The 8,683-nt window shown below is 68.8% G+C and carries 7 protein-coding genes; 2 read left to right on the top strand and 5 right to left on the bottom strand.

The window, feature by feature from the left end:
* Positions 1-79 precede the first annotated feature (79 nt).
* Positions 80-886, top strand: a complete 807-nt coding sequence (locus AC1DX8_RS21010; protein ID WP_477631901.1) for a class I SAM-dependent methyltransferase — start codon at positions 80-82, stop codon at positions 884-886.
* A gap of 196 nt (positions 887-1,082) precedes the next feature.
* On the opposite strand, the gene AC1DX8_RS21005 is transcribed toward AC1DX8_RS21010, so the two are convergent.
* The 3 genes from AC1DX8_RS21005 to polA form a co-directional block, all read right to left on the bottom strand.
* Positions 1,083-3,599 (bottom strand): hypothetical protein, encoded by a 2,517-nt coding sequence (locus tag AC1DX8_RS21005; RefSeq protein ID WP_477631900.1) that lies wholly within the window; start codon positions 3,597-3,599, stop codon positions 1,083-1,085.
* A complete protein-coding gene (locus AC1DX8_RS21000) occupies positions 3,596-4,195 on the bottom strand; it encodes a hypothetical protein (RefSeq protein WP_477631899.1) in 600 nt (199 codons plus the stop codon). The genes AC1DX8_RS21005 and AC1DX8_RS21000 overlap by 4 nt, the downstream gene beginning before the upstream one ends.
* Before the next feature lie 180 nt (positions 4,196-4,375).
* Positions 4,376-7,048 carry a DNA polymerase I gene (polA, locus tag AC1DX8_RS20995; RefSeq protein WP_477631898.1) on the bottom strand — a complete coding sequence of 891 codons (2,673 nt, stop codon included), beginning with the start codon at positions 7,046-7,048 and terminating at the stop codon, positions 4,376-4,378.
* A 142-nt stretch (positions 7,049-7,190) separates the two neighbouring features.
* On the opposite strand from polA, the gene AC1DX8_RS20990 reads away from it, so the two are divergent.
* Positions 7,191-7,583: a PaaI family thioesterase gene (locus tag AC1DX8_RS20990; protein ID WP_477631902.1), complete on the top strand. Its 393-nt coding sequence runs from the start codon at positions 7,191-7,193 to the stop codon at positions 7,581-7,583.
* A gap of 3 nt (positions 7,584-7,586) precedes the next feature.
* Here AC1DX8_RS20990 and AC1DX8_RS20985 read toward each other — a convergent pair whose 3' ends face one another.
* Both AC1DX8_RS20985 and AC1DX8_RS20980 read right to left on the bottom strand, forming a co-directional pair.
* Positions 7,587-8,180, bottom strand: a complete 594-nt coding sequence (locus AC1DX8_RS20985; RefSeq protein ID WP_477631897.1) for a GNAT family N-acetyltransferase — start codon at positions 8,178-8,180, stop codon at positions 7,587-7,589.
* A 272-nt stretch (positions 8,181-8,452) separates the two neighbouring features.
* On the bottom strand, positions 8,453-8,683 hold a 231-nt coding region (locus AC1DX8_RS20980), incomplete at its 5' end, for a GNAT family N-acetyltransferase (RefSeq protein ID WP_477631896.1).

The following is an 8,683-nucleotide window of genomic DNA, read 5'->3' as shown; positions in this document are numbered from 1 at the left end:
GCGGCACGACGAAGCGCGCACACGGAAGTGCCTCCCTACCTTACCGACGCCGTCCGTGCAGGGTCAAAACGCGAGGGGTATGCCGTTGAGTGAGTATGCGCAGGTCAGCCGTCGCGAGGCGGGTGCGGAGGAGACCGCCGCCGCCAACCGGTCGTGGTGGGACGCCGAGGCCGGCGACTACTACGCCGAGCACGGGACCTTCCTCGGGGACGCGGACTTCGTCTGGGGACCCGAGGGGTGGCGGGAGGACGAGCTGCGGCTGCTCGGCGACCTCAACGGTCGCCGGGTGCTGGAGATCGGGGCCGGCGCCGGCCAGTGCGCGCGCTGGGTGGCCGCGGCCGGTGGGCAGGTGGTGGCCACGGACCTGTCGGCCGGGATGGTCCGCCAAGGGCTCGACCTCAACCGCAAGGCTCCCGCGCGTGCCGTCCCCTTCGCCCAGTGCGACGCGGTCGAGCTGCCCTTCGCCGACGGCAGCTTCGACACCGTCTTCACCGCCTACGGCGCCGTCCCGTTCGTGGCCGACACCGCCCGCCTCATGCGCGAGGTCGCGCGGGTGCTGCGCCCCGGGGGGCGGTTCGTCTTCTCCACGACCCACCCCTTCCGCTGGGCGTTCCCCGACGACCCGGGCGCGCGCGGCCTGACCCTGGCCCAGTCGTACTTCGACCGCACCCCCTACGTCGAGGCCGACTCCGACGGTGAGGCCACCTACGTCGAGCACCACCGCACCGTCGGCGACCGCGTCCGCGAGCTGGTGGCCGCCGGCCTGGTGCTCGTCGACCTCGTCGAGCCAGAGTGGCCGGAGCGCAACCAGGAGTCCTGGGGAGGGTGGTCACCCCTGCGCGGCGGGTACTTCCCGGGCACCGCGATCTTCGTCTGCCGCGCCTGACCGCAGCGCGCCAAGCCGCGACCTGCTGCTTCCTGGTCCTCACGGGAGCCCTGATCCGGCCGGCGCCGACGACCTGAACGCACCCATGTGTGCGGACGAGGTGCTACGCCCTCGTCGGCAGCGGGAGATCCCACGTGCACGGCGCGGAATGCGTGCGAGGCGGCCCCGAAGGACCGCCTCGCACAGTGATGGTCGATCAGATCACACGTCGGCGTAGTAGCGCCGCACCACCCGCAAGAGCAAAGACAGCCACAGCACCCAGGCCGCGGCCCCAGTTCCTGCCACCCTCGCCGTCGGCTCCCGCCAACTCGTACGAGTACGCGGTTTGGCCCGCGGCGTCCTTCGGCGCACCGTAGGCCATGCCCTCGGTCTGGGCGCGCTTGGCACCAGCCTCGATGAGTGCGTACTTCTGGCCGTAGTCGGCAGCAGTGGACTTGCCCGCCTCGATCAGCTTCTTGGTGCCCTGATCGGAGAGCTGCTGCGCCCCGTCCCGGAGCTTCGGAGCGCCATCGGCCGCCTTATTGAGTCCATCCGCCAGCTGGCCCGAACCCGTCGCTGCATCGCCCAGACCGCTCGAGAGCTGGTTCGCACCGTCCTTGAGCTGCCCCGCACCGCTGTCCAGCTGTCCAGCGCCGTCAGACAGGACGCCAAGACCTGAGTCCAACTGACCCGCACCCCCAGACAGTTTCTTGGCACCAGCAGACAGAGCACCTGCGCCGCCGGCGACCTGGCCAGCACCGCCTGCCACCTGGTTTGCTCCGTCCGCCACCTGGTTGGCGCCATCGGAGGCATCACTGAGGTAGCTGGAGATGGTCGCCGCGATGCTGGCAACCAACGTGTCAACTCCAGCGCTGACCAAACCCGCCGCCTGCGCGATCCCGCAGTACTTGGGGTCGGTCTTCACCGTCACGAGTTGATCGCAGCCCGGGTTGGACAAACCCTTCTTGATCGCCGCGATCCCAGGCAGTGCCCGACTGTCCAAACCATTGAAGATGGTCGTCAATTTGGCTGCGGCCAAGGCGGTCTGCTGCTGCAGGCCGCCGTCGGGAGAAGTGGGAGAAATCCCAGCGGGGATCGCAAGGCCGTAGACGATGTTGGACGTGTAGATGCAGACCGGAGGGGTCCCTGGAGGCAGACTCGTCGGAGGGATTACCGGAGGGATGGGCGTCGCCGCTGACTGCAGGCATCCTGCAGCCTGGTAGGCGCCAATCCCCGCGTTCTTGAGCGAGCCGATGGCCGGACCGGCCGCAGTGAGCCTGTCCGCGATGATCTCGACGCCGTCGGCAGCCCCGCAGTCATCAGCCGGGTTTGCGTCATCGGTGGGGTCCTGATCGCAGGTGGCGACGCCCAAGGGGCTGCGGATCCCGTACCCGAGCAGGTTGAGGCCACCCAGCAATGTGGTCTGGCTCACGTCCGTAGGCGTTCCGATACCTGCCTGAATGCTGGCGAGCGCTCCCTTGAGTCGCTGGAAATCAGGGTCTTGGGCAACAGTCGTCGGCAGCGCGTCGACGCCCGCCTTGATTTGGGCGATCCCATCCGCAAGGTCCGCAGCACCGGCAGCCAGATCGTTACTTCCCGCAGCAAGATCGCCCGCGCCGACGGCAAGGGCTGATGAACCCGTCGCCACCTGGTTGGCGCCATCAGCGACCTGCGCCGAGCCGTCCTTGGCCTGGATCGCGCCGGCTGCGAGCTTGCCGGTCCCGTCCTTAAGAAGGTCAGCGCCATCGGCGAGCTTGGCTGCACCGGGTGCAGCCTGACCAGCCAGTCCGTCGTGCAGCTGGTTCGCGCCATCCTTCAGCTTGATGAGGCCCGCGAGAAGATCCCCGGCGCCGTCCCGCAGCTTCAGGAGGTTCGCGTCGATCTGCGTCGCGCCAGCGGTGAGAGTGGCGCCCGTCTCGGCACCTCCCTTGTAGCTCTCGGCCCCACCTTTGAACGAGGGGCTGTCGAGCGGACTCACCGGCAGTGCGGAGATAGAGGCCTTGGGGATCACGCCGTCGCTGATGGTGGCCTGGTAGCCAAAGGTGGCTTCGGGCTTTCCAATCGGCCCGAACAGGGTCATGGTGAACGACATCTTGGTGCCGCCACGGCCGTCGCCCGCCATGTTGGCCTCGTCGGAGCGTACGTCCGTGAAGTTCGACGGCAACACCGTCGACAGCGAGCCCACCATGGGGATCACCACATCTTCGGTGGCAGTGGCATCTTTGCCAGTTCCATCGTTGAACGTGACGTCCTGGGGCCGCCCGGTCACGTTGCGGACGGTGTACTGGACCTGGAGGTTGCCGCTCTTGCCGACCACGTCGCCGGGGCTGACCTGCTTGCCGTCCAGCGTGTACTTCACGTCGACTTCGAGGGGGAGCTTCTTGGTGTAGTTGCTGACGGTGCGTAGGCGCTTCTCGCCATCCACGGTGTACGTGCCGACCATCTGGCCGTCCTTGACCTCAAAACCCCCGAATCCGTCGAGGTTGCGCAAGCCCTTCGGCTCGACAGGGTTGACCAGGTCCACTGTTCCCTTGCCCTGCATGGCGATCTGTTCATACACGCGCGCGACATCCACCTTGCCCGAGGCGTTCAGGTAGGCCTGGACGGTCTCCGTGTTCGACACGATGACGTCACCGCTCGAGGCAGCGAAGGCCGGACCGCAAGCGAGCATGAGCGCGGCAGGCATACCGAGAAGCCCGGTGCCCGCAATGGTCAGGGTCTTACTTCTCTTCACTTGCTATCTCCTGCCACGAGGTCCTCAAGACCAACGGTGTCTTTGTCGTTTCGATGTCCCGCATCACGGTTGAACCAGTTCCAGCCTTCACGTGATTCATCCGCTCCCGCTCGAAGGCCCTCACCGAGGAGCGACGTGGCGAGGAAGCCCAGAGCCACCGCAAACAGAACCGTGGTCCCGGCTGTCGGAGAATCCTTGAGGAACTGCGAAGGCGCGTTGGTGTACGTCTCCTCGTAGGCGCCAACGATGGCAGCGGCACCGAGAAGCCCACTCCACAACGGAAGCCGCCCCGCGCTGACAGCGCACGCGGCGCCGATGGCGGCCACCACTAGGAACGCCGCCACAGCGCGGCCGCCCGCCGAGTCCGGGAACACGCCCGCGCGAAGCGCGAACCCGATCCACGCCAGGACGAAGCCGACGACGAAACCGCCGAGCTTCCCGAGCGGCACCGAGTGCGGCACGAGACCGAGCACCCCGCCGAGGGCGGCGCCCATGAGAGCGACGTGCTCGAGATCCAGACCCAAAAGCTGCCCAAGACCGATGATCAGGGCGGCGAAAACGGCCAACACAAGCCCTGCGACCAGGCTTCTGCGCATGTACACCTCACAGTAAAAGCACCCGGCGTCCATTGGCGGGTGCGGTGGTTACCGCAGAGTATGGGGTAAGCCATGTTCTGGCGCACGCTTCTCGTAGGAAACCCGTGCATGTCGCCCACATCACGTCGTCGGCGAACACCGGTCGCCCGGCTCGGCAGGCTCAACCAGCCTGGCTCACACCTAGTGGGCAGCGTCGAACCAGGACCGCCCCACGCCGACACTGACGTCGAGCGGGACATCCATCTCGATCGCCCCGCCCATCTCCTTGCGCACCAACGCCTCGACGTCGGCAGCCTCTCCCGGGGCGATCTCGAGCACCAGCTCGTCGTGCACCTGCAGCAGCTGCCGTGAGCGTGCGCCGGAGTCCGCCAGCGCCTTCTCGACCCGCAGCATCGCGAGCTTGATGATGTCGGCCGCCGACCCCTGGATGGGCGCGTTGAGCGCCATCCGCTCGGCCATCTCGCGTCGCTGCCGGTTGTCGGAGGTCAGGTCGGGCAGGTAGCGCCGACGACCCAACATGGTCTGCGTGTAACCCGTCCCGCGCGCCTCGGCGACGACCGAGTCGAGGTAGTCCTTGACCCCGCCGAACCGGGCGAAGTACTCGTCCATCAGGCCCTGGGCCTCGCCGGTCGAGATGGTGAGCTGCTTGGACAGACCGAACGCCGAGAGGCCGTAGGCCAACCCGTACGACATCGCCTTGACCTTGGAGCGCATCGCCGGGGTGACGTCCTCGGGCTCGACGGAGAACACCCGCGAACCGACGAAGCGGTGCAGGTCCTCCCCCGACCGGAACGCCTCGATCAGCCCCTCGTCGCCGGAGAGTTGGGCCATGATCCGCATCTCGATCTGGCTGTAGTCGGCCGACATCAGCGACTCGTAGCCCTCGCCCACGATGAAGACCTCGCGGATGCGGCGGCCCTCGTCGGTGCGGATCGGGATGTTCTGGAGGTTGGGGTCGGTCGAGGACAACCGTCCGGTCGCGGCGATGGTCTGCTGGTAGGTCGTGTGGATGCGCCCGTCCTCGGCCACCGACTTGAGCAGCCCCTCGACGGTGACCCGCAGTCGTGACGAGTCACGGTGTCGCAGCAGGGCCTCGAGGAAGGGGTGCTCGGTCTTGGTGTACAGGTCGTTCAGCGCGTCGGCGTCCGTGGTGTAGCCGGTCTTGGTGCGCCGGGTCTTGGGCAGGCCCAGGGTCTCGAAGAGCACGACCTGCAGCTGCTTGGGCGACCCGAGGTTGATCTGGTCGCCGCCGATCGCGTCGTAGGCGTCCTGCTGCGCCTCGCGCACCTTGGCCGCGAAGTCGGCCTCCAGCCCCGTCATGACGTCGACGTCGGCGGCGATGCCGGTGCGCTCCATACCGGCGAGGACCTGCTCCAGCGGCAGCTCGACGTCCTGCTGGAGCGACGTGCCGCCGGTGGCCTCGAGCTGCTCGGCCAGCGAGCCGGCCAGGTCGAGGACCGCCCGGGCCCGCACCATCGCGTCCTGGGCGCCGGCGTCGCCTTCGTCACCGAAGTCGAGGAGTCCCTGGCCGGAGGTGTCGGCCTCGGCCCGCAGCTCACGACCCAGGTGGCGCAGCACGAGGTCGGCCAGGTCGTAGGACCGCTGGTCGGGGCGCACGAGGTAGGCGGCCAGTGCCGTGTCGGTGGCGATACCGGCCACCGGCCAGCCGCGAGCCGCCAGGGCCAGCAACGGCCCCTTGGCGTCGTGGAGCACCTTGGGGCGGTCAGCGTCGGCCAGCCACGCTCCGACCGCGGCCTCACCCGCGGCGTCCAGCGTCGTCAGGTCGAGGTATGCCGCGGCGTCACCATCGGTGGCCAGCGCGAGCGCGGTCGCGTCGCCGGTCCCCCGCCCCCAGTGCCCCACCACGTGGACACCCACGGTGGCGCCCGGCGCGGCATACTCCTCCAGCCACCCGGCCACCTCGTCGGGGGCGAGCAGCGCGCCGTCGAGGTCGAAGCCGTGGTCGGCCTCCTCCTGCGGCGCTTCGAGGTACTCGAAGAGGCGGTCGCGCAGCACCCGGAACTCGAGGCTGTCGAAGACCGTGTGCACCTGCTCGCGGTCCCAGTTCTGACGCTCGAGGTCGGCGATGCCGAGCGGCAGCTCGAGGTCGCGGACGAGCTGGTTGAGTCGACGGTTGCGCAGCACGCCGTCGAGGTGCTCGCGCAGCGCCTCGCCCGCCTTGCCCTTGATCTCGTCCACGTGCGCGACGACGCCGGTGAGATCGCCGTACTGGCCGATCCACTTCGCGGCGGTCTTGGGGCCCACCCCGGGGACCCCGGGCAGGTTGTCGCTCGACTCCCCCACCAGGGCAGCGAGGTCGGAGTAGCGCTCGGGGAGCACGCCGTACTTGGCCTCGACGGCGGCCGGGGTCATCCTTGCCAGCTCGGAGACGCCCTTGACGGGGTAGAGCACGGTGCTGGTGTCGGTGACGAGCTGGAAGGAGTCGCGGTCGCCCGAGCAGATCAGCACCTCCATGCCCTCGGCGAGCGCCTGGGTGGTGAGCGTGGCCAGGACGTCATCGGCCTCGTAGCCATCGACCTCGACGTAGCGGATCTTCAGCGCGTCGAGGACCTCGTGGAGCAGCGACACCTGGCCGTGGAACTCGTTCGGGGTGGCCGAGCGACCCGCCTTGTAGTCGGCGTACTCGTCGGTGCGGAAGGTCTGGCGCGACACGTCGAACGCCACCGCCAGGTGGGTGGGCTGCTCGTCGCGCATGACGTTGATCAGCATCGAGGTGAAGCCGTAGACCGCATTGGTGTGCTGGCCCGTGCTGGTCGAGAAGTTCTCGGCCGGCAGCGCGAAGAACGCGCGGTAGGCAAGGGAATGACCGTCGAGGAGCAGGAGGCGACTCACGCATGGCAGCCTATTGCGTATGAGTGACAGCCCCGCGACCGCCAACCCCTCGACCACCAGCCCCACGACCACCAGCCCCACGACCACCAGCCCCACGAGCGCTGGCCCCACCAGCAGCGAGTTCGCCCCCGCCCTCGAGGCGATGATGGCGATGAACCCGAACTCGCTGCTCCACCGCATGCAGATCGAGGTGCTCGAGGCCTCGCCGCAGCGCCTGGTCGCCCGGATGCCCGTCGAGGGGAACACGCAGCCCTACGGCCTGCTGCACGGAGGCGCGTCCGTGGTGCTGGCCGAGACCCTGGGGTCGATCGGCTCCGCCCTGCACGCCGGCCCGGACCGGATCGCGGTCGGTCTCGACATCAACGCGACCCACCACCGGGCCGCGCGGTCCGGCTTCGTGACCGGCACGGCGACCGCCCTGTCGCTGGGCAACACCCTCGCGTCCTACGAGGTCGTCATCACCGACGACCAGGACCGGCGCACCTGCACCTGCCGGATCACCTGCCTGCTGCGCGACGCAGCCCCGGGGGCCTGAGGCTCAGCCGGCCAGCCGGCCGTCGGCGGTCGCCGAAGCCGTGGCGCGCGCACGCAGCGACCGGCGACGGTGGAGCAGCGCCTCGATCGACGTGTGGTGCCGCGACTCGTCCTGCCCGAGGCGGCGACGCAGCGCGGACACGCTGGTGACGCGACGCACCATCTGGGAGCTGAAGCCGAGCCGGGCGAAGAAGCGGTTGGCGTCGCGGTGCTGGGCCGGCACGTTGCACCCGATCTGCTCGCAGCCCCGGGAGTCTGCGTAGAGGGTGACGGCGCTCATCAGCTGGCGCGCGACGCCATGCTTGCGCGAGTCGGGCACGACGTAGAGCTGGTCGATGGTGACGCAGGGAGCGTCCGTGAGGGAGGAGAAGGGGCTGGTCGCGGCGACGGCGAACCCGACCGGCTGGCCGTCAGCGGTGGCGACGTAGGCGCGGACGTCTTCGCGGTGCAGGGCGGTGGAGATGCGACCCTCGGACGCGGCTCGGGCGACCACCTCGGGGCTGACACCGGCCTCGACGCGCGAGGTCATCCAGAGCTCCGTGAACGACCGCTCTTCGTCCGCAGAGACACGCCTGACGCTGATCACGGGACGGCTCACGGGGTTTCCTCCATCGTCGCTCGGGACTGCTCACCACTGCAGACGGCTCCCCCAACGGCCGCGGGCGCCTCGCAAGGCGACCGAGTCAGGACTCTAGGCCCATTCGAGGGCCTTCGTGAAGGGTTCAACAACTTTCCGGTGTTAACACTTGTCGCTGTCGTTGTTCCACGGCTGTTACGGGTCTGGTCAGGGACGTTTCGCTGCTTTGCCATCGTTTCACGGCGTCGTCGCCCACTGGCCATCCGGGGTGCCCAGGCGTCGCTCGGTGGGTGTCAGACCGGCCGCTGGAAGACGTAGTCGTCCTCGTAGCGGTCCCCCACGAGGAAGCGCTTGGTGCCCACGCGCTCGAAGCCGCTCTTCGCGTAGAAGCGCTGGGCGCGGTCGTTCTGCTGGTTCACACCGAGCCAGACGCCGGCCGAGCCCCGGGCCCGCGCCGCCTCGATGCCAGCGGCCATCAGCCGGTGGCTCGTCCCCGCACCGTGGTGGTCGGGCAGGACGTAGAT

It is taken from the genome of Pedococcus sp. P2_A3 (assembly GCF_056405035.1).
The sequence above is the reverse complement of the archived record's forward strand: the minus strand, read 5'-3'. Positions and strand labels throughout refer to the sequence as shown.

Bases quoted from the DNA above. Each gene is read 5' to 3' on its own strand.
- AC1DX8_RS21010 (WP_477631901.1), top strand. From the start codon at position 80: ATGCCGTTGAGTGAGTATGCGCAGGTCAGCCGTCGCGAGGCGGGTGCG.
- AC1DX8_RS21000 (WP_477631899.1), bottom strand. From the start codon at position 4,195: ATGCGCAGAAGCCTGGTCGCAGGGCTTGTGTTGGCCGTTTTCGCCGCC.
- AC1DX8_RS20990 (WP_477631902.1), top strand. From the start codon at position 7,191: ATGATGGCGATGAACCCGAACTCGCTGCTCCACCGCATGCAGATCGAG.